Annotated in this window: 24 protein-coding genes and 2 pseudogenes; 6 read left to right on the plus strand and 20 right to left on the minus strand. The window is 71.8% G+C overall.

Translation table 11 applies throughout. From position 1 onward, the window contains the following. Positions 1–66: 66 nt before the first annotated feature. The 8 genes from ACIGEZ_RS31430 to ACIGEZ_RS31465 all read right to left on the minus strand — a co-directional run bounded on the left by ACIGEZ_RS31430 (position 67) and on the right by ACIGEZ_RS31465 (position 6,546). A complete protein-coding gene (locus ACIGEZ_RS31430; RefSeq protein ID WP_399837940.1) occupies positions 67–693 on the minus strand; it encodes an HhH-GPD-type base excision DNA repair protein in 627 nt (208 codons plus the stop codon). 41 nt (positions 694–734) lie between these two features. Further along, on the minus strand, positions 735–1,718 hold the full coding sequence (gene pip / locus ACIGEZ_RS31435; RefSeq protein WP_399837943.1) for a prolyl aminopeptidase: 984 nt from the start codon (positions 1,716–1,718) through the stop codon (positions 735–737). A 10-nt stretch (positions 1,719–1,728) separates the two neighbouring features. Then, complete coding sequence (locus ACIGEZ_RS31440) at positions 1,729–2,304, minus strand: RBBP9/YdeN family alpha/beta hydrolase (protein ID WP_399837945.1); 576 nt, start codon at positions 2,302–2,304, stop codon at positions 1,729–1,731. A gap of 75 nt (positions 2,305–2,379) precedes the next feature. Beyond that, positions 2,380–3,024 (minus strand): TetR/AcrR family transcriptional regulator, encoded by a 645-nt coding sequence (locus ACIGEZ_RS31445; protein ID WP_399837948.1) that lies wholly within the window; start codon positions 3,022–3,024, stop codon positions 2,380–2,382. A gap of 114 nt (positions 3,025–3,138) precedes the next feature. Next, entirely contained in the window at positions 3,139–3,426 is a 288-nt protein-coding gene (locus ACIGEZ_RS31450; RefSeq protein WP_399837950.1) for a metal-sensitive transcriptional regulator, read from the minus strand. A 135-nt stretch (positions 3,427–3,561) separates the two neighbouring features. Then, positions 3,562–4,776: an RNA polymerase sigma factor gene (locus ACIGEZ_RS31455; RefSeq protein ID WP_399837952.1), complete on the minus strand. Its 1,215-nt coding sequence runs from the start codon at positions 4,774–4,776 to the stop codon at positions 3,562–3,564. Next, a complete protein-coding gene (locus ACIGEZ_RS31460) occupies positions 4,773–5,207 on the minus strand; it encodes a YciI family protein (RefSeq protein WP_399837954.1) in 435 nt (144 codons plus the stop codon). Before ACIGEZ_RS31460 ends, ACIGEZ_RS31455 begins: the two co-directional genes overlap by 4 nt. A gap of 133 nt (positions 5,208–5,340) precedes the next feature. Further along, the gene (locus tag ACIGEZ_RS31465) at positions 5,341–6,546 is read right to left on the minus strand and encodes a winged helix DNA-binding domain-containing protein (protein WP_399837957.1); all 1,206 of its coding nucleotides are present in this window, start codon (positions 6,544–6,546) and stop codon (positions 5,341–5,343) included. Between the two features lie 287 nt (positions 6,547–6,833). On the opposite strand from ACIGEZ_RS31465, the gene ACIGEZ_RS31470 reads away from it, so the two are divergent. Then, complete coding sequence (locus ACIGEZ_RS31470) at positions 6,834–7,235, plus strand: hypothetical protein (RefSeq protein ID WP_399837959.1); 402 nt, start codon at positions 6,834–6,836, stop codon at positions 7,233–7,235. Here ACIGEZ_RS31470 and ACIGEZ_RS31475 read toward each other — a convergent pair. The 3 genes from ACIGEZ_RS31475 to ACIGEZ_RS31485 form a co-directional block, all read right to left on the minus strand. Then, a complete protein-coding gene (locus ACIGEZ_RS31475; RefSeq protein ID WP_399837961.1) occupies positions 7,183–8,241 on the minus strand; it encodes an aldo/keto reductase in 1,059 nt (352 codons plus the stop codon). The two genes, ACIGEZ_RS31470 and ACIGEZ_RS31475, sit on opposite strands and share 53 nt — an antisense overlap. Before the next feature lie 10 nt (positions 8,242–8,251). Beyond that, complete coding sequence (locus tag ACIGEZ_RS31480) at positions 8,252–9,085, minus strand: alpha/beta fold hydrolase (protein ID WP_399837964.1); 834 nt, start codon at positions 9,083–9,085, stop codon at positions 8,252–8,254. A gap of 134 nt (positions 9,086–9,219) precedes the next feature. Beyond that, a complete protein-coding gene (locus ACIGEZ_RS31485; RefSeq protein ID WP_399837967.1) occupies positions 9,220–10,179 on the minus strand; it encodes a DUF5937 family protein in 960 nt (319 codons plus the stop codon). Positions 10,180–10,309: 130 nt separating this feature from the next. Here ACIGEZ_RS31485 and ACIGEZ_RS31490 point away from each other — a divergent pair. Next, positions 10,310–11,536, plus strand: a pseudogene (locus ACIGEZ_RS31490) (MFS transporter); the annotation flags it as partial. A 108-nt stretch (positions 11,537–11,644) separates the two neighbouring features. Here ACIGEZ_RS31490 and ACIGEZ_RS31495 read toward each other — a convergent pair. From ACIGEZ_RS31495 to ACIGEZ_RS31515, 5 genes are all read right to left on the minus strand, one after another. After that, positions 11,645–11,860 carry a DUF4287 domain-containing protein gene (locus tag ACIGEZ_RS31495; protein ID WP_399838117.1) on the minus strand — a complete coding sequence of 72 codons (216 nt, stop codon included), beginning with the start codon at positions 11,858–11,860 and terminating at the stop codon, positions 11,645–11,647. A gap of 92 nt (positions 11,861–11,952) precedes the next feature. Continuing rightward, positions 11,953–13,905 carry an FtsX-like permease family protein gene (locus ACIGEZ_RS31500; RefSeq protein WP_399837970.1) on the minus strand — a complete coding sequence of 651 codons (1,953 nt, stop codon included), beginning with the start codon at positions 13,903–13,905 and terminating at the stop codon, positions 11,953–11,955. 326 nt (positions 13,906–14,231) lie between these two features. After that, positions 14,232–14,891, minus strand: a complete 660-nt coding sequence (locus ACIGEZ_RS31505) for an ABC transporter ATP-binding protein (RefSeq protein ID WP_399837973.1) — start codon at positions 14,889–14,891, stop codon at positions 14,232–14,234. After that, the gene (locus ACIGEZ_RS31510; RefSeq protein ID WP_399837974.1) at positions 14,888–15,292 is read right to left on the minus strand and encodes a hypothetical protein; all 405 of its coding nucleotides are present in this window, start codon (positions 15,290–15,292) and stop codon (positions 14,888–14,890) included. The genes ACIGEZ_RS31505 and ACIGEZ_RS31510 overlap by 4 nt, the downstream gene beginning before the upstream one ends. 138 nt (positions 15,293–15,430) lie before the next feature. Next, positions 15,431–16,012: a dienelactone hydrolase family protein gene (locus ACIGEZ_RS31515; protein WP_399837976.1), complete on the minus strand. Its 582-nt coding sequence runs from the start codon at positions 16,010–16,012 to the stop codon at positions 15,431–15,433. Between the two features lie 559 nt (positions 16,013–16,571). Between ACIGEZ_RS31515 and ACIGEZ_RS31520 the strand changes: the two genes are divergently transcribed. Beyond that, positions 16,572–16,889: a hypothetical protein gene (locus tag ACIGEZ_RS31520; RefSeq protein WP_399837979.1), complete on the plus strand. Its 318-nt coding sequence runs from the start codon at positions 16,572–16,574 to the stop codon at positions 16,887–16,889. A 182-nt stretch (positions 16,890–17,071) separates the two neighbouring features. Beyond that, positions 17,072–17,632: a hypothetical protein gene (locus ACIGEZ_RS31525; protein WP_399837982.1), complete on the plus strand. Its 561-nt coding sequence runs from the start codon at positions 17,072–17,074 to the stop codon at positions 17,630–17,632. A 368-nt stretch (positions 17,633–18,000) separates the two neighbouring features. Here the strand turns inward: ACIGEZ_RS31525 and ACIGEZ_RS31530 are convergent, their stop codons facing one another. Both ACIGEZ_RS31530 and ACIGEZ_RS31535 read right to left on the minus strand, forming a co-directional pair. Then, positions 18,001–18,222, minus strand: coding sequence for a hypothetical protein (locus ACIGEZ_RS31530; RefSeq protein WP_399837984.1), 222 nt, complete (start codon positions 18,220–18,222; stop codon positions 18,001–18,003). A 291-nt stretch (positions 18,223–18,513) separates the two neighbouring features. Further along, positions 18,514–18,828: pseudogene (locus ACIGEZ_RS31535) on the minus strand (PIN domain nuclease); the annotation flags it as partial. Between the two features lie 703 nt (positions 18,829–19,531). Between ACIGEZ_RS31535 and ACIGEZ_RS31540 the strand changes: the two are divergent. After that, positions 19,532–19,873 (plus strand): hypothetical protein, encoded by a 342-nt coding sequence (locus ACIGEZ_RS31540; protein ID WP_399837986.1) that lies wholly within the window; start codon positions 19,532–19,534, stop codon positions 19,871–19,873. A 26-nt stretch (positions 19,874–19,899) separates the two neighbouring features. Next, positions 19,900–20,208 carry a type II toxin-antitoxin system PemK/MazF family toxin gene (locus tag ACIGEZ_RS31545; RefSeq protein WP_399838120.1) on the plus strand — a complete coding sequence of 103 codons (309 nt, stop codon included), beginning with the start codon at positions 19,900–19,902 and terminating at the stop codon, positions 20,206–20,208. Positions 20,209–20,228: 20 nt separating this feature from the next. On the opposite strand, the gene ACIGEZ_RS31550 is transcribed toward ACIGEZ_RS31545, so the two are convergent. Next, positions 20,229–22,661, minus strand: coding sequence for a helicase-associated domain-containing protein (locus ACIGEZ_RS31550; RefSeq protein ID WP_399837988.1), 2,433 nt, complete (start codon positions 22,659–22,661; stop codon positions 20,229–20,231). 492 nt (positions 22,662–23,153) lie between these two features. After that, positions 23,154–24,116, minus strand: coding sequence for a hypothetical protein (locus ACIGEZ_RS31555; RefSeq protein ID WP_399837991.1), 963 nt, complete (start codon positions 24,114–24,116; stop codon positions 23,154–23,156). Positions 24,117–24,214: the final 98 nt, after the last annotated feature.

Consider the following 24,214-nt stretch of genomic DNA (forward strand, 5'->3'; position numbering starts at 1 on the left):
TGGCCCTGCCGGTTCCCGCGCGGCCCGGTGCGGACCCTTCCGGCACCCGGTCCGGTCCGTCCCGGGCTACTTGTCGGCCTTGTCGGCCTTTGCGGGTTTGCCGGCGGTCGCGGCCTTCGCCGCCTTGGCCGCCGCCTTCATCTCCTGCTTGTGCGCCCGCACCTTCGCCAGGGACTCCGGCCCCGTGATGTCGGCGGCCGAGCGGTAACAGTTCTGCTCGCCGTACGCGCCCGCCGCCTCCTGCCAGCCCTGGGGCCGCACCGCGTACTGCTTGCCGAGCAGCGCCAGGAAGATCTGCGCCTTCTGCTTGCCGAAGCCGGGCAGCGCCTCGAGGCGGGCCAGGAGCTCCCTGCCCGTCGCCGCGTCCCGCCAGACGGCCTCGGCGTCGCCCCCGTACTCGTCCACGAGGAACCGGCACAGCTGCTGGATCCGCTTGGCCATCGAGCCCGGGTAGCGGTGCACGGCCGGCTTCTCGGAGAGCAGCGCCGCGAAGGCCTCCGGGTCCTGGGCGGCGATCTCGTGCGCGTCGAGGTCCTCGTGGCCCATGCGGGTCGCGATCGTGTACGGGCCGGAGAACGCCCACTCCATCGGCACCTGCTGGTCCAGGAGCATGCCGACGAGCGCGGCGAGCGGGGAGCGGCCGAGGAGCTCGTCGGCCTCGGGCTGCTGGGCGAGGTGGATCGCGGGGCTCATGTCTCGATCATCCCGCCGCGGGGCCGCCGGCGCCCGGCGGTTCACCCCTTCGCGAAGCGTTCGAGGGCCGTCAGGACGTGCCGGCGGGTCTCGTCGCCGCCCAGGTGCCCGGCGCTCTCCACCACGTGCAGCTCGGCGTCCGGCCATGCGCGGGCCAGCTCCCACGCGGTGGTCAGGGGGCCGGCCATGTCGAGCCGGCCGTGGACCAGGACGCCCGGGATGCCGGCCAGCCGGTGCGCCTCCCTGATCAGGGCGCCCTCCTCGAGGAAGGCGCCGTGGGCGAAGTAGTGCGAGCAGATCCGGACGAAGCCGAGCCGGGTGTCGTCGACCCGGTCGGTGTACGGGGTGCCCCGGCCCTCCATCGACAGGACGGCGTCCTCCCAGGCGCACCAGCCGGCCGCCGCCTTCTCCCGTACGGCACGGTCGGGGTGGTTCATGCGGGCGGCGTACGCGCCGATGAGGTCCGCGGCCCCGTCGACCCCCGCACGGAAGCGCTCGTGCGCCTCGGGGAAGAAACGGCCGGCGCCCTCGTACAGCCAGGCGATCTCGGAGCGGCGGGTGGTGGTCACGGCGGCGATCACGATCTCGCTGACGCGCTCGGGGTGCGCCTGCGCGTAGGCCAGGATCAGCGTGGAGCCCCAGGACCCGCCGTACAGCAGCCAGCGGTCGATCCCCAGGTGGCAGCGCAGTCGCTCCATGTCGGCGACCAGGCGGTCGGTGGTGTTCACGGACATGTCGGCGGCCGGGTCGCTCGCGTGCGGGGTGGAGCGGCCGCAGCCGCGCTGGTCGAAGAGGACGATCCGGTATACCGCCGGGTCGAAGAGCCGCCGCGAGCCGGGCGAGGACCCGGACCCCGGCCCGCCGTGCACGACGAGCGCGGGTTTCCCGTCCGGGTTGCCGGCGACGGACCAGTGCATGAGGTTGCCGTCACCGACGTCGAGCAGGCCTTCGTCGTACGGGGCGATGTCGGGGAAGGGGGCGGGTGCCGGGTCGGGTGAACGGTCGGGGGCCGGGTCGGGAGGCATCCGCCCGACGCTACCGGGCGGCCCGCACCCGCGCCGCCGGATTCTCACACCATTCCAGGACGGAGGCCCACTCCCCGTACCCGTCGGCGGGAGTCAGATGGCCGCCGCCCGGCACCGCGTCCATGTCGAGCCCGAGCGGGGTCCCGTAGTGCACGTCTGCGCCCTCGGGGCAGTACGCGTCGCCGTCCGCGTACACGAGCCGCACGGGCGCCTCCAGGCGTACGGCGCCGAGGTCGAGCCCCTCGGCGAAGGCCGCGATCTCCGGGACGGACCTGGTCACGGGCGGCGACGGCGGCGCGACGAACAGCACCCGGTCCGCCTCGGGCGCCCGCCCGGCCGCGGCGGCCCGCAGCCACAGCAGCACGCTCAGACTGTGCGCGAGCACCACGAGACCGCCCTCGGCCGGCCGCTTCCCGTGCTCCTCCAGGGCGTCCAGCCAGTCCCCGAGGACGGGCGCGTCCGGCTCCGGCAGCTGCGGATACCGCACCTCGTGCCCGCGCTCGCGCAGCTCGCCGGCGAGCCAGTGCTGCCAGTGGCCGGGCGGACGGTGGTTCTCGAAACCGTGCAGGATCAGATACGTGGTCATGGCAGCGATCATGCGGGCGGGACGTGTGGGCGGTCCAGGGTGGTTCCGAGGGATGGACGGACAGGCGCGCGTTCTCTAAGCCGGAGGATTTCGCAGACTCAGCAACTGCCTGATGCCCGCCTTGAGTTCGGCGCCGGTCGCGTGCTGCTCGGCCGACAGGTGGTGGACCAGGCTGGGCGAGAAGGGGGCGAGGAGCAGGTGCGCGAGCAGGCCGCCGTTCGTGTCCGGGCGGGCCTGGCCGATGAGCAGGGTCAGGTGGGCGTGCAGGGCGAGGTAGGCGCCGCTGGTGTAGCGGGCGCTGGGCGCGGCGGACTGGGCGGCGAGCAGGATCTCGCGCTGTTCGACGACCCGGTCGACGAGCGCTTCGAGGAAGGCGTCGAGCCGCTCGGCGGCGGGCGCGCCGGGCCCGAGCGGGGGCGGCCCGCTCAGATACGCCTCCTGGAACTGCCGCTCGCGGTCGTCGAGCAGGGCCCAGAGCAGCTGGGCGACGTCGCCGAAACGCCGGTAGACGGTGCCGACGCCGATGCCGCTGGCGTGGGCGACCTGGTTCATGGTGACGGCCTCGGGCCCCTGCTCGGCGACGATCCGGGCGGCGGCGTCGAGGATCTTGCGCCGGTTGCGAGCGGCGTCGGCCCGCTCGGGCGCGGGCCCGCCGACGGTCGCGAGCAGGTTGAGCAGCGGTGCGGACCCGTCACCGGCCTGCGGTCTCTGCGTGCTCATGAAGTGAGCATACTCGCCCGGGCAGCAAATCGGATAGCTGTCCGCTTAGGCGGCCGCGCTTGACCGGGGATCCGGAGCCGGTCAAGGGGCCGGCCCCGCTCCTGCGAAGGCCGCCTACGCCAGCGACAGGAAGAGCTTCTCCAGCCGGGCCCGCATACGGTCGCGGTCCTCGTCGGTCCTGGGGCCGCCCTCGACGTCGGTCAGGCACTGCTGGAGCCCGGTGGCGATGATCGCGAAACCGGCCCGGTCGAGCGCGCGGGACGCGGCCGCGAGCTGGGTGACGACCTCCTCGCAGTCGCGCCCCTCCTCGATCATCCGGATCACGCCGGCGATCTGGCCCTGCGCCCGGCGCAGCCGGTTGAGCACGGCCTTCAGTTCGGCGCCCGCGAGCTCCAGTTCCACGACCACTCCTCCACAGATACCCCCAGGGGTCATTCCCTCCCCGTCACGGGGCCCCGTCGAAGACCAAGAATGACACCCGCCCGAACCACCCCAACCAGGCCGCCCCCACCCTCAGGGAGGCCACCCACCGGCAGGTCAGCCGGACAGCCGTGCCGCCCTCGTCTGCAAGTAGCGGCGTTCCGGGAGGCTTTGGGTGGCGCGGGCTGCGGTGCGGTAGGCGGTGGCGGCTTCGGTGTGGGCGCCGGTGCGTTCGAGGAGGTGGGCGCGGACGGCGGTGAGGCGGTGGGAGTGGGGGAAGCCGGGTTCCAGGGCGGTGAGGGCGGCCAGGCCCGCCTCCGGGCCCTCGACCATCGCGAGGGCGACCGTGCGGCCGAGCCGGGCCATCGGGTCGGGGGTCTTCGTCACCAGGACGTCGTAGAGGGCGAGGATCTGGGGCCAGTCGGTGGTGTCGGGGCCCGTGGCCTCGTCGTGGAGGGCGGCGATCGCGGCCTGGAGCTGGTACGGGCCGGGCGGGCCCTCCGTCAGGGCCTCCTCCACCAGGGCGGTGCCCTCGGCGACGGCGGCCCGGTCCCAGAGCGTGCGGTCCTGTTCGTCGAGGGGGATCAGCTCGCCGTCCGGCCCGGTGCGGGCCGCGCTGCGGGCCTCGGTGAGCAGCATCAGGGCGAGCAGCCCCGTCACCGCGCCCTCCCGTGGCAGCAGCCGCCGGGCCGCCCGGGTCAGCCGGATCGCCTCGCCCGCCAGGTCGCCGCGGTGCAGGGCGGGGCCCGAGGTGGCCGTGTAGCCCTCGTTGAAGATCAGGTAGAGGACCTGGAGGACGGAGGCGAGGCGCGCGTCGCGGTCCCGCGGGGCCGGCGGATGGAAGGGCCGGTCGCGCAGCTTTGCTTTCGCCCGGCTGATCCGCTGGGCGACCGTCGCCTCCGGCACGAGGAACGCGCGGGCGATCTCCGCCGTCGTCAGGCCGCCCACCGCGCGCAGCGTCAGCGCGATCCGGGCGGCCGGCGCCAGCACCGGGTCGCAGCACAGGAACAGCAGCGTCAGCGTGTCGTCCTCGGCGGGCGCGGCCCGTGTCTCGCGCGGTTCGAGCCGCAGCGCCGTCCGCTCCCGCCGGGCCCGCGCCTGCTCCGCCCGCAGCGCGTCCGCCAGGCGCCGGGACGCCACCCGGATCAGCCAGCCCCGCGGATTGGCGGGCACCCCGTCACCGGGCCACTGCCGGGCCGCGGCGAGCAGCGCCTCCTGTACGGCGTCCTCGGCGGCGTCGAAATGCCCGTACCGGCGTACGAGCGCGCCGAGGACCTGCGGCGCGTGCAGGCGCAGCAGGTCCTCGACGGTGTCGGAGTGCGGGACGGTCAACCGGTCTCGCCTCCACCGAGGTCCGCCCCTCCGGCCTCGTCGATCGCCCGGATCACCACGGGGTAGACCGGCGAACCGGCCGGCGCCGGGCACTGTGCGACCCGCGCCGCGATCTCGGTGACCCGCTCCAGGCTGGCGCAGTCGAGCACCCAGTAGCCGGCGAGCACCTCCTTCGTCTCCCCGTACGGCCCGTCCGTGACGACCGGCCGTCCGTCGGCGTCCGCGGTCACGAACCGGGTCTTCGCGGGCTCGACGAGCCCCTGCCCGTCGACGAACTCCCCGGTCTCGGCCAGGTCGTCGTTGATCGCGTTCATGTACGCGAACATCGCCCTGAGGTCCTGCTCGCTCCAGGCCGGGCTCCGCGGCGTGGGCCTGCCGTTCATGGCCTCGTAGTCGGCCTGCGCGCCCTGCACCATCACCAGGTACTTCATGACCTTCTCCTCCGTGGGCTCGTGCGGTGGTTCTTACACAGGAGACGTCGGAGCCGCGCCCCGCTCCTCGACACCTCGCCGGAGCTCACCTGTACGAGTTCGTCCAGAGGTTCGTCCAGGGGAAGGAGCCGGGTCACGCGTACGCCTCCTCCGTACCCGCCGCCAGCTCCCGCTCCAGAGGCGTACGGAAGCGCGGCGTCACCCGGACCTCCCCCACCCACCCGGCCAACCGCTCGGCCTCCGCCTCGACCGCGCGTACCCCTTCCTTCCCCAGGCCCGCGTCCGTGAGCAGCCGCCACACGATCTCGCCGTCCGGCCGCTGTGCCCAGCCGCCGACGATCCGGCCGTTCCACCACACGGTCGGGCCGATGTTGCCGCTGCGGTCGAAGAGGGCCGGGCGGTGCTCCGGGTCCAGGTACCAGTCGCGGGACTGCCAGCCCATCGCCGTCGGGTCGAGCGCCGGGAGCAGCGCCGCCCACGGCTGCACCGCCTCGGTCCGTACGGGGTCGAGGTCGTCCGGCAGGACATGACCGACGCCCTCGTCCAGCGCGACCCGCTCCGCGCCGAGCACGGCCAGCGCGCGGCGCACGTCGGTGACCTTCCAGCCCGTCCACCACTTCAGGTCGGCCTCCGTCGCGGGGCCGTACGCGGCGAGCCAGTGCCGTACGAGCTCCGCCTGCGCCTCGGCGGCCGGGAGGTCTTCGTGCGGGGGTACCAGCGCCCACCGGAACCGGCTCGACGTCCAGCCGCCCTGCGGCCGGCCCCGGGCGATCAGGCCCGCCATGCCGAGGACCCGCAGCACCCGGCTGGAGACCGCCTGCGGGCCTTCCTGGTTCGTGCCGACGCCGTACACGTACTGCTCCCGCAACCGCGGTACGGCGGCGCCGAGTTCGGTCCCCGTCGCCTCTCCGCGGGCCGCCAGCTCGGCGAGGACCTGACGCTCGGTCTCGGCGAGCCACGCCTCGTCGAAGTCGCTGCCCGCCGCCAAGTGCTTGACCAGTCCGGTGCGTTCGCGGACGGCGGCCGCGTCGGCGGTGGAGGAGTGGACGGCGGCGGCGAGGCGGGTGGGGACGACGAAGACGGTGTGCCGCATGCCGTGCATCCGGGTCAGCGTCCGCTCCTCGTACAGCGCCCGCTCCACCTCCGCCACGGGTTCCACATCCGCGGCGAGGCGCGCCCCCGCCGCCAGGAACACGGTCGCCGCGTCCGTCGCGTGCAGCGCCACCAGCGAACCGGCGACCTCCTCGGCCGTCGCCGCCCGCGCACCCCCGGCCAGCCGGTGGCGCACCGCGAGCCGCGCCCTGCGCTCTTCCGGACCGATCGCCCGCTGTTTGTCCATGTGCCTCACCCATGCGTCTCACCGATGCGTCTCACCCATGCGTCTCGCCGATGCGTCTCACCCAGGTGGCTCGCCCACGCCTTTTTGCCCACGCCGCTCACCCATGAGTCCCAGCATGGCGTCAGGGGGCCAGGAAGTCCGTCACCGTCTTCACGAACTCGTCCTCCCACTCGAAGAACATCACGGCGGCGGCGCCCCGCGTCGACATGCGCGTACGAGCTGACGCCGATCGCCGCCGCGAGCTCCCGGCTGTGCCACCGGATGTCCACCTCCAGGTCGGACGCGACGTGACGCAGGGTGCCGGGCGTGGGCGGCGTGTCCGGGATCGGCGCCTCGGCCTGCTCGCGGCCGACTTCCTGCGCCGCTCCCGCGACCGCATCCGCCCGCAGGGCGCGGGCCTGCCCGCGGGCCCGCGGCGCCGTACGCCCGGCCCGCGGCGCCGTACGCCCGGCCCGCGGCGCCGTACGCCCGGCCCGCTGCACCTGCTCGGCCGGCTACCGACCACCCCCGCCCAGATCCTCAACGACCTCGGGGACGTCCCGGCACGGAACGCGATGGCCCGGGCGCTGCTCGGCGGGGTGTGCACGGTGTCGGAGCACGGCCGCAACGCGGGAGGGCGGACTCGGGGCTACGGCCTCAGGCCGCCGCCCGCTCGCCCAGTGGCCGGCGCCGCAGCGACGCGTCCGTGAGGGCGGCCGGGCGCCAGGCGCCGTCGGCCTGGTAGAGGTCGGTGCCGGGCGGCACGATGGTGTCGATGCGGTCCAGGACCTCGTCCGTGAGGACCACGGAGGCCCCCTTGAGCAGCCCCTCCAGCTGCTCCATCGTCCGCGGCCCGAGGATCACGGAGGTGACGGCCGGGTGCGCGGTGACGAACGCGATCGCCAGCTCCGGCAGGGAGCAGCCGATCTCGTCGGCCAGGGCTACGAGTTCCTCGACGGCGTCCAGCTTGGCCTGGTTGCCGGGGAGGGCGGGGTCGAAGCGGTGCGGGGTGATGGCGGCCCGCCCGCTGGTGAGGTCGACGGGCTGCCCCTTGCGGTACTTGCCGCTGAGGAAACCGGAGGCCAGCGGGGCCCAGGTCAGCACCCCCATCCCGTACCGCTGCGCGACCGGCAGCACGGAGGCCTCGATGCCGCGCGCGAGCAGCGAGTACGGGGGCTGCTCGCTGCGGAAGCGGCGCAGGCCGCGCCGCTCGGCGACGGCGTGTGCCTCGACGATCCGCTCGGCGGGGAAGGTCGAGCAGCCGAAGGCGCGGATCTTTCCCTGGGAGACGAGGTCGCCGAGGACGTCGAGGGTCTCCTCGATGTCGGTGCGGTGGTCGGGCCGGTGGACCTGGTAGAGGTCGATCCAGTCGGTGCCGAGCCGCCTGAGGCTGTTCTCGACGGCCTGGGTGATCCAACGCCGTGAGGTGCCGCCCCGGTTGGGGCCCTCGCCGCCGACCGGGAAGTACACCTTGGTGGCGAGCACGGTCTCGTCGCGGCGACGCGTGTCGCGCAGTGCCTTGCCGACGATCTCCTCGGACTCGCCGGCGGAGTACATGTCGGCCGTGTCGACGAAGTTGACCCCCTGGTCGAGGGCGGCATGGATGATCCGTACGGAGTCCTCGTGGTCGGGGTTGCCGACCGCTCCGAACATCATCGTGCCGAGGCAATACGTACTGACTTCGATCCCGGTCCCGCCGAGTACCCGATAGCGCATGGGCTGCACCCTAGGAGTTGGAGTCCACTCGAACGCAAGGCCTTTCGGCAACCCCGGTTCCGTCCTGGGCGAGTTCGGCGAGGAACCCGGAGACCAGCCGGTGAAGGACATCAGGCCGCTCAAGGTGCAGGTCATGCCCGGTGCCGGGCACGCACACCCCTTGGAGCCCGGGCCGGAGCCGCGCCATCTCGTCGTACTCGGCGGCCTCGATGATCCCGTCCTGACCGACGACGGACAGCAGGGGCACGTCGATCGCCTGCCACTCCTCCCACCAGGCACGCCCGGCGTTCTCGGCGAGCGAGGCGATCAACACCTCGGGGTCGAATCGGGGCCACAAGCCGCCGTCCCGCTCCTCCAGGCCGTCCGCCCATCCCTCCCCTACGGGCCCGCCGCCGAGATACGCGACGGCCGCCTCCCGCGTGGGGAACGGCACCGGCCAGGCCCGCAGCCAGCCGCCGATCTCGTCCAGGGTCCGGGGCGGGGCGCCGCCTGGCCCGGCCTCGACGAGGACGGCCCCGGCGAGGCGCGAGCCGTGCGCGGCGGCCGTGAGCAGGGCGGCGTGGCCACCGTACGACTGCCCGACGAGCAGGGGCTGTTCGAGGCCGAGCCGGTCGAGTACGGCGACGACGTCGGCGACGTACGCGGCGCGCGAGGTGTCGGCGGGGTGCCGCTCGCTCGCGCCGTGGCCGCGCTGGTCGACGGCGACGACCCGGTGGCCGTCGGCGTGCAGGAGCCGGGCGAGGCCGTCCCATTCTCCGGCGTGCCCGGCGAGCCCGTGGAGCAGGACGAGGGGACGGCGGGCGGAGCCAGTGGCGGGCGCCCAGTCCCGTAGGGAGAGCCGCACGCCGTCCCGTAGGAGAACACGCTCGGCCGGAGCCGGTGTTGGTGTAGGTACCGGAGGTGCCGGTGACGTCAACGTGGGCGTGGGCGTGGGCGTGGGCGTGGGCGTGGGCGTCGGCGTAGGCGTGGGCGAGGACGTCACAGGGTCTCCATCTGAGGGCAGAGCAGCGCGTCGGCGACGGCCGTGCGGGCGTAGAGGACGGACCGCCCGCTGCGGTGCGCGGTGACCAGGCCGGCGTGTTTGAGGGCCATGAGGTGCTGGGAGACGGCGGCGGCCGACAGACCGGCGGACGCGGCGAGGTGGGTCGTGGAGGCTGGGGTGTCGAGCTCGGCGAGGAGCAGGGTGCGCGAGCGCCCGAGGACGGCGGCGACGGCGTCGGTCGCGGTGCTCGTGGTGCGCGGCTCCCACAGGTTGCCGATCCCGCGGGCGGGATAGGCGAGTTGGGGTGGATCGGGGGCGACGGAACGGGTCAGGACCCGCGGCCAGGCGAAGGCGGACGGGATGAGCAGCAGTCCGGAGCCGGCCTGGTCGCGGGTGAGCGCGCAGGCGCGCCGTACGAGGTGCAGGGTGCCGTCGTCCCACCGTACGGTCTCGTGGAGTTCGCCGAGGACGCGGGCGGAGCCGTGCTCGGCGACCTGGCGGGCACGGTGGAAGACGTCGGCTTCCAGGAGGCTGCGGATACGGGCCCAGTAGGGGGCGAGGGCGAGTTCCCAGTAGGTCTCGATCTCGTCGGCCAGGCGATCGAGATCGAGGTCGCGGCGGCTCGTGGAGAGCAGGTCGAGGTCACGGCCGACCTGTTCCTGCGGCGTACGCCGGATGGCGTCGAGCTCCCGCTCAAGGCTGGGGAAGGGCCCGTAGGGGGTGGGGTTGAGGAAGTCGGCGAGGTAGCCGCGGGCGGGGATGAGCTCGGCGAGCCGACCGCGGTCGAGCCCGGCGCGGACGATCCTGGGCCGCACCTGCGCGGCCCAACGCCGGTGCAGGGGAGGCTCGGCGGCCTCTCTGAGCAGCCGGAAGCTGGTGACGACCTCCCACATGGGGGAGACGGCGAAGCGGGTCTGGGCGAGGTCGGCGGCGGAGAAGCTGAGTCCGGACTCCATGCGAGGCCCCTGATCGTCCGAGTGCGGCTGCGGGTACGGGTACGGGTGCGGGTGGCAGAGCGTACGAGCGTGGATTCGGTCAGAGCTTAATCATTGGAGCGCGCCCAGGGCCCGGCCGCATTCTCGCCGCATGCCCTCCTCCTTCACAGGCCTGCCGCCCGTCGTCTGGACGATCTTCGCCGGAACGATCATCAACCGTCTCGGCTATCTCGTCACACCCTTCCTGGTGTTCTTCCTCGCCTCGCGGGGAGTCACCGGCACCGACACGTCGTACGTCCTCGGCGCGCTCGGGGCCGGCAACCTCCTCGGCCCAGCTGTCGGCGGCATCCTCGCCGACCGCATCGGCCGACGCCCCACCATGCTCATCGGCCTCATCGGCGCCGCCGTCGCGCAGGGCGCGCTGTTCCTCGCCCCCGGCGTGTGGACGATGGCGGCGGCCGCGCTGCTGATCAGCGCGACCGGAATGACCGTCTCCCCGGCGGCGTACGCGCTGATGGCCGACGCGGTCGACGCCGAACGCCGGCAGCGGGCGTACGCCCTCTTCGGCTGGGGCGTCAACATCGGCACCGCCATCGCCGGCGTCCTCGGCGGCGTGCTCGCCGCGCAGGGCTACTGGCTGCTGTTCGCGGTCGACGCGGGATCGATGCTGATCTACGCGGCCGTGGTGGCCACACGGGTGAAGGAGCCGCGCCGGGGCGCGAGCGCGGATGGGGACGCCGGGGGCGCGACCGGCGGCCGGCGGGCCGAGAAGGACGGCGGGGGCGCGACGAGTGGCACCCGCCCGGAGAGGGACGGCGGGGGCGCGACGAGTGGTACCCGCCCGGAGAGGGACGGCGGGGGCGCGACTAGCGGCACCCGCCCCGACCGGGACGGCCTGGGCTACGGCGTAGTGCTGCGCGATCGCCTCGCCGTACTCCTGCTCCCCCTCTTCGGAGTCCAGCTCTTCGTCTACTCCCTCACCGAGGTGGCCCTGCCGCTCGCGATCCGCGACAGCGGCCTGTCCCCCGCGGTGTACGGCGCGATGGCGGCGGTCAACGCGGTCCTGGTCGTCGTGCTCCAGCCCTTCACGACCGCCCGCCTCGCCCGCCTGCCCCAGCTCCCGGTGCAGGCCGCGGGCAGCGTCCTGATCGCCCTCGGAGTGGCGCTGACCGGTGTGGCGGACGGCATCGTCGGCTTCACGGTCTCGGTCGTCGTCTGGTCCCTGGGCGAGGTGGTGGTCGCCGGCATCGCGGCCGCCGTCATCGCCAACCTGGCCCCGCCGCACGCCCGCGGCCGCTACCAGGGCGCCTTCAGCTGGACCTGGGGCGTCGCCCGCTTCGGCGCCCTCACCCTGGGCGTCACCGTCTACACCGGCGCCGGCGCCGCCACCCTCTGGTGGGCCGCCCTGGCCCTGGGCCTCGCCTCGGCGGCGGTGACCCTCGCCCTGGCGGGCAGGGTGACCCGCCGGACGGCCGCCGGACAGGCCCTAGCGGTCGAGGGTGGCGAGGGTGTGGGCGACGAGGGCGTTGGCGTGACCGTGACCCATCCCGTGCTCGGCCTTGAGCCAGGAGACGAGCTCCATGTGCTTGGTGAGCGGGGAGGCGACGATGAGCTCCTGCCACTCGGCGATGGAACGCCCGTACTTCTTCTCGATGGAGGGGAAGTAGCTGGCGGGGCCCTTGGCGGCGGGGGTGGCGGACATCGGGCGGCCTCTTCTCTGCGCGGTACGTGCTGACGGCTTGCGAAGGGTAGACCGGTGCCCCACCGAGAACTCATCGGTGGGGCACCGGTCTTTCAATCCCTCCTGATGTGCTCGGGATCGACATGCCGCCGCACGAGCGGCAGCGAAGCCACGCCACCGAGCACGAGCACCCCGACCGCGCACCCGACGAGCAACGGCAACCCGTCCCAGTCCCAGTGCACGGCCCCACCCCCGGTGATCAGATAGCTGGACTCGGCCAACCACCCGGTCACCACAGCCGCCCCGAGCCCCACCCCGAGCGGCAACACCACCTGCGCGCACTGCGCCACCCGCAACGTCCCACCCCGCGCCCCCAGCAACACCAGCGCCGCCACCTGCCCCCGCCGCTCCATCGCCCGATCCGCCACCGACACGACGAACGCCGCAACCCCGACAACCAGCCCTAGAACCATGCCGGAGGCCAGGAGGGAGCGGATGACGGTTAGTTGGTGCAGGGAGCTGACGACGATGCCTACGGGTTCCACCTGGGCGGTGGGGGCGATGGCACCGATGGCGTCGAGGGTGGTGCGGATGGTGGCGGGGTCGGAGTCCGTGACGAGATGGACGTTGCTGTTCGAGGGAGGCAAGGCTGCTTCCGGAAGGACGGAAGGGGGGATGAGAAGGGCACCGGTGTCGATGACCGATGGCTCATACGCCCGCATGGTGAGCTGGTCCTGCGGAACCGTGATGGTGACATGACGTCCGTCCTTGAGTACGAACGGGAAGCCTTGCCCGGGCCGGGCGTCGTACTCCGCCGGCGCGCCCAGTTCATGTAACCGGAGAACCTTCCCATCGACACACCCATCAACCCATTCTGTGAACGCCGCGACTTGGGCACAGGTGGCGACCACCGCATCGATGCGCGGAGCGAATTCCCCGGTGTCGGGAGTCCACGAGTGAACGGAGAGCACACTGGCCCGTGCCCCCTCCACCTGGGCTAAATCGGCCCGCTGGCGCTGATCGAGCCCGGAGACCGGTACGCGGTACTCCTGGACGGGCGAGGTGCGGCGGCTCACCTGGTCCAGCTCGACCAGCACTCCCTGTGTGAGTGACGTGGCGTATACGAGCAGCACGAGCCCGGTGACGACCCGCAGCGCACTGCCGGGCTCGACCTCGGCACGGCGCATCGCGAGCGCGAGCGGCAGCGATCGTACGTGGCCGGCCAGCCTGCGAGCCAGCCATGCCGTGACCGGGGCCAGGCCGAGGACGAGCCCCGCACCGGTCAGCAGTACCGCGGCGGGGATCAGTACGGTGCTGGCTTTGCCCCCGGACGGGTCGCGCCCCAGGACGCTGAGCACGCAGTACCCAACGATGACGCCCATCCCCGGGACCAACAGCAGCGTTCCGTACTTCCTCGGTGGCTTGCGCTGCGCTGTGCGACGGACATTGAGCGGCGTGAGCGCGGCCTCACGGGCCGAACGCCGTCCCACGAGCCATGCGAGCATCGGGCACAGCACCAGGCAGGCGGCGAGGGTGGTGGCCTCGGGGCGCCCGTCAGCCGGGTACCAGTGCAGGCCGGGCAGGCCGATCCGAGACACGACCTCGTTGAATCCGACATACCCGAAGACCCCGATAGCGGCGCCGAGGAACGCGGCAGCCACCGTCTCCCCGGCGTTGACCCTCAGTGTGTCCTTCACGCTGAGCCCGACCAGCCGAAGGGCCGCGAGCCGGCGGGCCCGGGACTCGGCGGATAGCCGGGCGCAGACGGAGAGGAACACGGCGAGGGGGAGCAGGACGACGCAGGCAAGGGTGAACCGCAGGATGTCGACCGTGGATTCGTCCACGAGGGGATGCGGGTCGAAGGAGGAGCCGAAGGAAGCCAGCTCCGCGGCATCCGACGGCAGCTGCTTCTCCGTACGGCCGACGTATGCGTAGAGGTCATCCTGGCCCGCCAGCCCCGCTGGTCCGATGACGCCGGTCACCTTGCCCGGTACGAGCCCGGCCATTCCCGGTTCCTTGGCCAGGATCTCGCGGAGCCGGGGCGAGACGATCGTCTCGCCCACCATAGGAAGTCGCTCCAGTCCCGGCGGTAGCTGAGTTGGGCCCGGCGCCGTGCGGGCGACGAACACCCGGTACAGGGGCTCTGATCCGTACGTGTCCTCTCGCGCCACAAAGGAGACGTTGGAGACGGGCCGAGGTTCCATCTCCTTTATGACCGGCCGGGGGTTCCGGGCGGAGGAACGTGCATCGTGGGCACCGATGATCGTCGGGATGGTAAGCACGGCGGCCAGACAGGCCACACCCAACGCGCATCCACCCGTCATCAGCATGAACCGGGCTCGGCCCCTGGGGCCACTGCGCCACAGGAGCCGTAGTCCGAACAGAAAACCGTTCACGTCAGGACTCCGTCGGACATCGCGTAACGGACGTCGGCCTGCGCGGCCACCTTCTCGTCGTGCGTCACGATGACGACGGCCGTGCCCTGATCACGGGCGAGCCGCAGGAACTCCTCCAGCACGGCCGCGGCGTTGGCGCTGTCGAGCGCGCCGGTCGGCTCGTCCGCGAACACCACGGCCGGCTGGTGTACCAGGGCCCGTGCCACGGCTACTCGCTGGCTCTGGCCGCCGGACAGCTGCGAGGTCCTGCGCTGGAGCAGTTCGGTCATCCCGAGTCGCCCCAGTACCTTCCCAGCCGCCGCGTGTGCGGGGCCCTTCCGCTGCCCGGCCAGTCGGAGCGGCAGGGCGGCGTTCTCCTCGACGGTGAGCTCGGGCAACAACTCCCCGTACTGGAAGACGAACCCGAACCGCTCACGCCGCAGCGTGCTCAACTCGTCATCGCCGAGGGTCGCGAGATCGACACCGTCGAAGACGACCCGCCCGCCCGTCGGCGCCAGCACCCCCGCCAGGCAGTACAACAGCGAGGACTTACCGGACCCGCTGCTTCCCATGACAGCGGCCACTTCTCCGCGCCGAAGCGTGAAATCGGCGCCGCTGACTGCTTGGTGGGCCCCGTAGAAGAGATCCACGCCCTCGGCGCGGAGAACGGCGCTCATCGTGTGAAGACGCGAGTCGGAGAGCAGTTGTCAGGACGCAGGGAACCCCGGTCGCGACATACGCGAATCTCGGCGTCGGTCGAGTACCTGGCAGCCCCGTCATAGACGAGCTTGTCCACGTAGACGTCCTTGCGCTGGGTGCCGTTGAAGCGGCTCCAGCCGTAGCCCTGCACCTTCGCCTGGATGTAGACGTTGTGGCCGTCCCCAGCCTCGTCGTCCCTCAGCATGCCCCTGAAGTGAAAGGCACCGTGGTTCGTCTCCTTGGGCTCCCATGCGTAGTCACCTACGAACTTGGCTCCATTGGTCTCCATGTTCAGGCGATGCCAAGAAGCAGCCACCGCACCCCCGACCCCACCCACGAACAACCCGGCAGCCACCGCCACCGACACCCACTTGCGCATGTCGCCTCCGCTCAGAGAACCCGATCAAGCTCGTGGCTACGAGTATTGGGGCGATTGCTCACCGTAGCGAAATGATGGATCGTTTCCTTCCCACCATCTGGTGAACGGACGAGCAGATCGTCGGCGAAAGCGGCGCCGCTAGGAGCGGTTCAGGAAGCCCCGCACCCGTTCCAGCAGCAGCTTCGTCGCTCTCTCGTCGTACGAAGTCAGCCCCGCGTCCGCGAACAGGTGCGCATCCCCCGGATAAAGGAACAGCTCCCCGTTCCCAGCGCCCGCGCCAGAGACCAGTGCCCGCGCGGCCTCCACGTCGCCCTCGCCCGTGAAGAACGGGTCGGCGTCCATGCCGTGGATCTGGACCGGCACTCCCTCGGGCCAGGCGGCGCCGAACTCCTCCACCGGCACGCACGCTTCGAAGAGCAGCGCCCCGGCCGCACCCGGCCGCGTCTGCGCGAGCTTCTGCGCGGGCAGGACACCGAGCGAGAAGCCCGCGTAGACGAGGCCGCGCGGCAGCGACTCCGCCGCTCGCTCGCCGCGCTCGAGGATCGTGCCGAAGCCGACCTCCTGGGTGTAGCCCGCCCCCGCCTCCAGCGAGTCGAAGGTCCGCCCCTCGTACAGGTCGGGCACGTGCACCACATGCCCTGCGCGCCGCAGCTCGTCGGCGAAGGCGTGGACGCCGGGCGTCAGGCCGCACGCGTGGTGGAAGAGCAGTACCTCGGCCATGTCGGTCAGTCCCCTCGTCGTTCTCGGCATCGTTCTCGGTATCTCCAGGAGTGACACCGGCCCCACCGCGCCGCCCCTGGGCCCTACGGGCCCATCCTCCCGGGGACCACTGACAATCCCGCCCGGCTACAGCCCCTACACCGCTTCAGCCGTCTCAAACAGCATCTCCCGGCACTCGGGCCACTCCACATCTCTGAGGGAGAAGATCGCGGAGGCGGGCAGCAGGCCGTTGTCCTCCGGAGGAGGGGGCCCAGTTCCGCAGGATGCCCTCACGCGGCCGCCGCCAGGTCCGCCGCGTGGCGGCGGTCGAGCGGCTCCAGGCGTACGAAACCGCCTGCCAGTACCGGCCCCTCGAGTACGAACGTCATCCAGTTCGCCGCGCTCGCCATCCCCCAGCCACGGCTTCCGCGTTCGACGGTCCGCGTTCCGCGTTCAGCGTTCCGCGTTCAGCGGTCGATGTTCGGCGTTCGATGATGCTCAGCGCGCAGGGTCGCAGAGTGGTGGTGGCGTGTCGCGCGAATTCCGCCGCGCGGCCCGCGCGTGCTCCTACGCTCCGTACGTGAACGAGAACGAGATCAAGCTCAAGGCCATCGCCGCCCTCACGGCGCTGCGTGGCGGGGTCGACGAGAGCCTCGTCTCCGATCTGCTCGGCGAGGTGATCCCGCGGCAGTTCGAGGTACCGGCCGACGCGAGCGCCGAGGAGGCGGGTCTCTCGGTCCTCGCGCAGCTCTCCGACCCCTTGAGCGCCCTCGTGAACGGCTTCATCCTCGCCTTCGACGCCGTGGCCGACGCCCACGACGCCTCGGGCGCGGAGCCGGGCACCGAACCGATCCTCCAGGAGCTGGCCCTGCGCCTGGCCAGCGACGACTTCGACTGATCCGTCACCGGCGCGGTCACCGGTCCGACGAGGCGCCCTCGCCGCCCCGGGCAGGCCCCGCCCGCTGGAGACAACGATCCGCCCGCCGTTGATCACTTGCACGGGTGAGCCGTGGAACCCCTCCGGGTGATCACCGGTGTGGCTGCGTGAACGGGTCCTTCCCGGCTGCCGAGGATGCGCCCATGCGCCTTTCCTCCTCGCTGCCGCGTCGCGCGCTCTTGCCCTTCGTGGCGGCCATCGCCTTGCTGACCACCGTCGTCTCCGTCTCGGCCACCGCGGCGGAAGCCTGCGGTTCGATCATCACGGCCCCACTCGCCCCGCCGGCCCCGGCCGACGATCCGTGTCCCAGCACCGACCCCGTCGTCTGCCGGATCCGCGTCCTGCCGATGGACGAGAAGGTCGAGGCACAGCGGACCCGGATCCGCTATCACGAGCTCCTGGAGTCCATGCACCGCACCGAGGCCGACATGCGCGAGGCCGGCGCCTCCGAGGAGGAGATCGCCCGCGAGATGGTCGACATGCGCAACCAGGCGAAGGAGATCACCCGGGCCGGCATGACCCCCGAGGAGGTCCGCATCCTGGAGGAGCGCAACCAGGCCAAGTACGGCAACCCCCTCGGCCCCACCGCCGACCAGCTCTACGCCAAGTACGGCTCCTGGGAGAAGGTCACCGACGCCGCCATGCGCACCAGCTACGCCGTCGACCGTGAGCTCAGCCTCGAATACCGCCCCTGCCCGGTGTGACCGCGGGCCCCGGTGTGACCGCGGGGCCCTGGTGTGACCGCCGAGAGCGGGCCCCGGTGTGAGCCGGGGGGGAGACAGGGAAGCGCGCCGGGAAAGACAGAGGGCCGGTCCGCTGGTGCGGTCCGGCCCTCTGGGGGCTGGCGGCCATGTCACTGTTCGCTGGAGTCCGTCCCCTCCGGCAGGAAGGTCTCGTCCTCCCCGAAGTCCGGGGCCTGGAAGGGGTTTGTCGTCGGAGCAGGCGAGGCTGCGGTGGAAGAGCGGGGGTGCCCTTCCGGAGCGGAGAACAGCGAGGTCGAATCGATGAGCGGGCTACCTTTCGTTACAGGTCCCCGAAGGGACCTGGTGTGCCATGACCGGGCACAGCGGACCTACAGCTTGGTCATCTTGGCGTACGGGCTCAAGATCCGCATTTGAGCGGAGCCGAAATCGACGAGTGCCGCGATTCCGTTCTCGATGCCGATCACTCGGCCGAGGCCGTACATGTCGTGTGTGACCTGGTCGCCCACGGCGAAGTGCTTGGGAGCCGGCGCGGCCGGGGCCTTGAAGGGGCTGGTAGGCAGATGGCGCTTCGGTGAAGCAGGCTTTGTCATTGCACCCAGTATGCGCTGCGGGAGGGCCGATCGAGCCTAAAAGTGAGACTGACAACGTCGAAGGACCCCACCGCGAACGGTGACGCCCTTCGAATCGCGCCGCTTGGGGCACTGGCGGAGGATGCGAGATTCGTACTCGTGAGGGGCCGCCCCCAACACGCTTTCCACATGTTCGTACGGGGGTCCGGCCGGGGTCGTGCTCGTCCTGACCTGGGGCGGAGTGACTGGAGCGCTACCTCGCGAACGGCTCCGGACGGGGTGAAGGCAACCAGAACTGCAACCACCGCTCGGCTACTTCCGCCCCTCGGGGCCGTACCACTGGAGGGGTTGGCCGGTCACTGCGGCGATGCACTCGAAGTCGTGGTCACAATGCAGAAGAGTGAGTCCCTGCAACTCGGCGGTCGCGGCGACGACGAGATCCACTGCACTGGCGCTGCGGTGCCTGCCTTGTTTGGTGAGGGCCTCCTGGACCTGCCAGGCCCGGTCGTAGGCGCGGTCGTCGACCGGGACCCAGCCGAAGATCAGGCGGACGTCCTCGATGCCGTGTGCCCGGTCGGCGGCCGATCGGGCGCCGTAGAAGAACTCCAGCTCCGTGATGGGGCACGAGGGTGCGTACGGTCCGGTTGCCCGAGGTGGCGACGTACTCGACGGTGATGGCCTGACCGGTGTCGACGGCGTGGGCGAGCTGGCGGATGTCGCCTACGGCAGGCGTTTCGCCCATCCTGCGACGATCTCTTCGGTGTCCGTGGCGAAGGGCGCTCCGCCGTCGAACGGTGCCGGTTCGGGAGTCGTGGGCGGGGGCGGTCAGCAGCCGGGTCGTCAACGTGCTCGGGCCGAGGGCGACGGATACCTCCGCCGTACTCGTGGCGGCGATCCGGCCGCCACTCCTCGCCCTTGAACCGCGCGGGGCCGGAACGGCAGAGGCGGCGCGCGGAGGCCGGGACTTTTCGATGCGTACCGATCCCTCGTCGCTCTCGGCGACGGGTGCGTATCCCTCGGCACGGAGCGCGGCGAGGGTTGTGTCGAGCGGGCTGCGGCTGATCAGCACCGTCGGGGCCGGCTGTCGCAGTCCGAGCTTGGCGAGCCTGCGTCGGAGCGTTCGGGGCGGCCCCCTCTGGACGAGGCTGGACGGGGGCGAATGAGACCAGAACTGAGACCAGGCGTGGCCGGCCGGGCCGCTTGCCTGATCCCGCTCGCAGTGCTGCTGGCCTTGGCTGAGCGGGCGGCGGTTCTCCGGGAATGCCTTGACCGGGCCAGTCGCTCGCCTCACACTAGGTGTATGACATTTGTACGACAGGCTGGAGGAGGCATGGATACCGCAGCAGCTCCCAAGAAGAGGGCAGCCAAGAAGGCTGCCTCGACAGCGACGAGGCGAAATGCGGCGGCTGTGCTCGGGCCCAGTCGGTTGGCGCAGGTCCGGCTCCGTGGCGATGAGATGCAGGCCCTTCAGGAGGTCATGCGGACACTGCACCTCAACTCGACCTCGGACGCTCTTCGCGAAGGGCTGAGGCTCCTCGCGCGGGAAGCGGCCGAGGTAGGGGCGGCCGAAGAGATCCGCGCCTTCTACCAGGAGCAGGGTGCGCCTCTGCCTGACGGCGTGGTCGAGCCGAGTGATGCCGAGCTTGCGGCAGCGGACGAGATGCAGTGGTGAGTCCAGGCACGGCCCTTCGCGGCGAGGTGTGGGTCTGCGCACTGCCACAACCGGTGGGGCCGCACCCCGTCGTCGTCCTCACCGTCAACCGGATCGCTGAGCCGCTTGCTTCGGTGACGGTCGCGCTGATCACGGGTACATCCGGTCCCCAGGTCACCCATGTCCCGATCGGGCCTGACGCCGGACTGACGAAGTATGGCGAGTCGTACGTGAACTGCGCGGACCTTCACACGGTGGCGAAGTCGCGGTTGCGACGGAAGCTGGGGCTACTCGCTCCGGCGGAACTGCACCGTGTGGAGGACTCCGTCCGTCTGATCCTCGGGCTGCAGCGCTGACCTTGTGCGCGCGGCCTCGCCTACACCGGCATGACACCGTGGATGCGGGAGAGCGTGAAGACACGTTCGGCTTCACGCAGGTGGCACCAGGCTTCGAGGTAGGGCGGGTCGAGTTCGAGGCGGCTGAGGGTGCGTACGGTGCGGCTACCCGAGGCGGTGACGTATTCGACCGTGATGTCCGTGCCGGTGTCGAGGGCATGGCTCAGTTGGCGGACGTCGGTGTAGGTCAGTTGCTTCGCGTACCCGGCGACGATCTCCTCGGTGTCCGTCCCGAAGGGGCCACCGTCGCCGAAGGGATCGGGGTCCGGGAGGATTGGCGGGGCCGCCAGCAGTCGGGCAGCCACAGCGCGTGAGTCGACGCCCCCCGACACCTCCGCTGCCCTGCGCGTTGTGAGTTGTCCGCCGGTCTTTACGGACGGCTTCCGTGGCGCCGGAACAGCGGCGGCCCGCCGGGGCGGGACCCTCTCGATGCGTACGGTCCCGTCCGGGGCCTCGGCGACGGGGGCATAACCCTGGTCCCGGAGCGCGGCAAGGGTCTGGTCGGGTGTGCCGGCGCTGACGAGCACCGTCGGGGCGAGCTGCCGCAGGCCGAGCGAGGCGAGCCCTCGGTGAGCGGCGAGTTCGGCCAGGAGGGACGGTTCGTCGCCGTGGATGACGCAGGCGGCGGGGGCGACGCGCACACGGCCGTGACGGCGTGCGGCATCGGCGATGAGGTAGGACAGGGGCTGTGGCAGGGCAGCACGGGACCCCTCGGCGATGGCGGCCAGCTCGGCCGAGACCTTGTCCGGAGTGCGGCCGGAGTCCAGGGCCCGTCGGATGCTGCTGGCGCTGAACCGCCATACCGACGCCGTGCCGCTGCTCTCCCGGTCCGCGGTCGCATCCAGGAGCTCGGCGAGGCTCGCCGTGGGCGTGCCGCTGACGACGGCCGTGAGGTCGCTGCCGAGCCGGGCTGTGCCGGTGGCCTCGGGCAGCAGCCGTCGGCACTCGGTGGCCAGTACCTCGGCGTCGCCGGCCAGCAGAGCCGCACCGAGCGGGGAGAGGGAGCCCCGGGCGATGACACCCAGCAACTCGGCCTCGCGGACCGCGGTGGCGAACGGCGCCTCATCCTGGAATGACAGGTGGGCAAGCGGACGGTGCCAGGCCACGAGCAGGCCAAGATCCGTGGCGGCCCGCGCGCCCAGCCCCTCCGGGAGCCGTGCCGCAGCGGTGAGAAGTCCCCTGCGTGCCTGCAGGCAGCCGTCGCAGGGAGGCGCTCCGGCCAGGGCGGGTAGCGCCTTGTTCTCCTCGTCGCGGGCCTGGGACGAGGTGAGCGGCAGGTTCCACCACGCTTCGAGCAGTACGGCGAACCGCGCTGCGGGTTCCTGCGCCGCCCAGGCGTCGTACTTCTGGGTGGGCGCGACGCGATGGCCGTCTCTGGCCATGAGTCCGACCGAGTACGCGGTCTCCAGGACGACGCGCACCACGACGTCATCGGCCTGTGCGGCCTTGCTGATCCGGCCCAGTTCACGTGCGCCTACCCCACCGGACTTCAGTCGGGCCGGGGGAGCCGACGAGCAGACTGACAGGACCGAGGCGGCGTGGGCCGCGAAGCCCGTAGCCGCTGCCGCTGCCTCCCGTTCCACCTCCGCAGCGGCGACGGACGCCATCTCTGCGGCAGGCGGTACAGGATCGAACGGGGCATGCCAGTCGGGGCCGCGGAGCGAGAGTGCCACTTCGGCGGGCATGCGGGCCGGCCCGTATCCGTGACGGTTCCGGATCAGCAGGCCCCGGTCGAGGGCCCATCGCTCGCCGGGCCGGGATTCGGGCTCGGGAGCCCCGAACACGATGAACTCCGTGTGCCGAGGTGCGGACCTCGCTCGGTGCTCGAGCAGCTCGCGGGCGGAGGAAGGCGCCTTCGCGACCACCATGGCGATGCGTTCCGGATCGCCATGGTGGTGCAAGACGGCGGCCGTGCGCTGCTGCCTGGTGCCGGGCGGCTTGATGCCCAGCGCGACGAGCATGCCGCGCAGCTCCTCGGAGGTCACGCCCTCCAGGAGCTCCTCCAGCGGAGCGTCAAGCCCCAAGGGCGCTTCCCAGGCTTGCCGCAATGGCGCGGCCATGCGGAGCTTTCCGTCGCCATCAGGCCAGACCAGAGCGCGATCGGCCAGAGTCTCCAGCACGGCGTCGAGTTCCCGAGCGGCGGTGGGTGTCGTCGCTCCCAGCGCCTTCGCCAAAGCGCCGCACGACATGGGCGTCCCCAAGGCGGCCAGGGCCTCGGCCGCCTGGAGGCACGGCAGTGGGAGCTGCGGCAGGGCGAGCGCCACCGAGCCCGGTCGCAGAAGGCGTTCGGCCAGTTCGTCCAGCGAGCGCGGCTCAGGGGGAGCCGAGGCGTCCTCCCGCAGGGCGAGCGCACGCCCCAGCCGCGGGGCGTCGAGACCGGCAAGCCAGGCCGTCAGCGTGGACCGGGACGTCACAGGAACACCTCACGAGGTCGGGAACGCACGAGCGGACCGGATCCGGCCTGCGCGCAGATCAAGGATGGCGCTTCCCATGGCGCCGCAGGCGGCGTACGTGAAGGTTCCCCCCTGAAGGCGAGCCGTTTGACCGGGCAGGGGCGCCGACGGTTCCGGCGCACCGGCCGAGATGTCGTGAATGCCGAATATAAACGAGACCGCAACTGAGACCAGGGCATGCCGAAGAGCCGGACCGCAATCAGCGGTCCGGCTCTTCGTTTCGCCTGTTAAGGCGGCTGCGGAGGATACGAGATTCGAACTCGTGAGGGGTTGCCCCCAACACGCTTTCCAAATGTTCGTACGGGGGTCCGGCGGGGGCCGTGGGCGTCCTGACCTGCGGCGGAGCGTTCGGGGTGGCCCCGTCCGGACGGGCCCGGACGGGGGTGAATGAGACCAGAACTGAGACCAGCCCGTCCATGCTGCCGGTGGTCACTGCGAGAGGATCGCAGCCGGTCAGGTGAGTGAGGAATCCCGGCCTCGGAGAGCTTGCTCCGCGATGGCGGCGATGCGTCCGACCTGTTCTCGTAGCCGGGCAAGCTCAGCGGCCTGCTGCGATCCTGCCACGATCTCGGACAGGGCGGCGATGACGGTTTCCTGGTGGTCGCCGGTGCCCAGCACCTGGGCGGCACGACGGAGCAGAACGGTGTCCACGCCGGCCAAGGGGCTCGACTCCGGCGTGGACGGGGTGGTGGGCTCAGGGGCCGGCCTGGCCTTGCGGCGGGGTGCGCATGGTGCCGGAGCAGGCGTGGGCTCGGCCGTCGGACGGGGTTCGGGCGCAACGGTGCCGGGGCTGCCGAGCACTGTGACGACCGGCTTTCGGTAGCAGACGCCTTTACCCGTCTTGGTCGTGTAGACGACGAGTTCCATAGCGAGGTCGCAGACGGCCGGGCCACCGACACGCTCCAGCGCGTCTGTCAGCTCGGAGAGCTGGGCCGTCATCTGCCACGAGCCCGTCATGAAGTGGAACGTGCCGAGCGCGGGTGCCGCTGCGATCCGGAAGGTGATGTCGATGGAGGGCATCGGGCCGCGGCCGTTCCTGGCCGCCAGCTTCCTGTCCTCAAGCAGTGGAGGGCAGCCGCAGGGCTGGCCCTTCTTCTTTTCCGGTGACAGGAACTCCACGCCGTCGCACTCGTGGATGATGCCCTTACTGCCCCGGAGGACCATATGAGCCGCCACCGCGTCGGGTCCGTCCAGGAGGACGCGTACGCTTTCGCGGCTCGTCAGCACTTCGTAGGCAAGGCCAGCTCCTCCCGTCCCCTCGTTCGGTCGAGGTTCGCCGCCCAGGAAGCCGGCGACACGGGCGGCCACATCGGCATCGTCGGTGGTGACACGCCAGGCATCCAGGGTCTGGGGCCGTCCGTCGGATAAGCGTCCCTGGTGGAAGCGTCCGGCTCGGGCGGCTGAGCTCTGCGTCATTCGGGAACCTCGGTAGAGCGGACAACAGACAACGCTTCACCTTCCTGCTGCAGCTGCTGCACGCGCTGTGCCGCTACGCCAGGGCAGGGTGGCGCTCA

Source organism: Streptomyces sp. NPDC085481, from assembly GCF_044541845.1.
GTDB lineage: Bacteria > Actinomycetota > Actinomycetes > Streptomycetales > Streptomycetaceae > Streptomyces.